General features: G+C 68.0%; 1 protein-coding gene and 1 pseudogene. Both read right to left on the bottom strand.

Annotated features, from left to right (window positions below; genetic code table 11):
- Positions 1–301: pseudogene (locus HMPREF3105_RS04475) on the bottom strand (disulfide bond formation protein DsbA); the annotation flags it as partial.
- Between the two features lie 80 nt (positions 302–381).
- Positions 382–672, bottom strand: a complete 291-nt coding sequence (locus tag HMPREF3105_RS04470) for a cation transporter dimerization domain-containing protein (protein ID WP_246830329.1) — start codon at positions 670–672, stop codon at positions 382–384.
- Between the last annotated feature and the right edge of the window lie 49 nt (positions 673–721).

Genomic DNA, 721 nt, shown 5'->3' with positions numbered 1-721 from the left:
CGAAGTCCAGGAACTCCACCAGCACGGCCTGCTCGTTCGGGGCCTTGGACAGTACCCGGCTGTCTGGGCGCATCACCGGCGTGGCCTCCGAGGGGGCGCTCTGCCCGGTCCCGGAGGAGGCAGTTTGCCCGGAGCCCTGGGGGGCGGCGTCGCGGGGGCCGCTGGCGGCCACCACTCCGACGATCAGCCCGGCCAGCACCACAGCGGCCAGTACGACCCAGACGATGGTCTTGGCCTTGCGGGATGTGGTGCCCGGTGTTGACGGATCAGAGGGGGTCGGATTGCGGGTCGGTGTGCTCACGAAGGGATCCGTTTCGGTCGGTGGCGACGGCACCCTGCCGTCGGGGTGGGAATGAGCTGGGGCTGGGATGCAGGGGTGGGTCAGGGGTGGAGGGTCTCAGTGTGGGGGTGGGTGGCCGGTTCGATTTGGAAGGTGGAGTGTTCGATGGGTACTTGGAAATCCTGGGCCACGCACCGTTGCAGGTCGGTCAGCACAGTGCCCAGGTGCGCGGCGGTCAGGCAGCCGTTGTGCACGGTGACGTGCGCGGAGAGCACGGGGGTGTCGGAGTCGATGCGTGAAGCGTGCAGGTCATGGACCTCCAGCACGTGCGGCAGCTCCGATAGCCGGATGCGGACCGCCTCCAGGTCCAAGCCCTTGGGGGTGGTCTCCATGAGTACGTCGATGGTGTCGCGAGGGCGTGTCAGATGGTCTGTGTAAGCC

It is taken from the genome of Micrococcus sp. HMSC31B01, assembly GCF_001816085.1.
Taxonomy (GTDB): domain Bacteria; phylum Actinomycetota; class Actinomycetes; order Actinomycetales; family Micrococcaceae; genus Micrococcus; species Micrococcus luteus.
The sequence above is the reverse complement of the archived record's forward strand: the minus strand, read 5'-3'. Positions and strand labels throughout refer to the sequence as shown.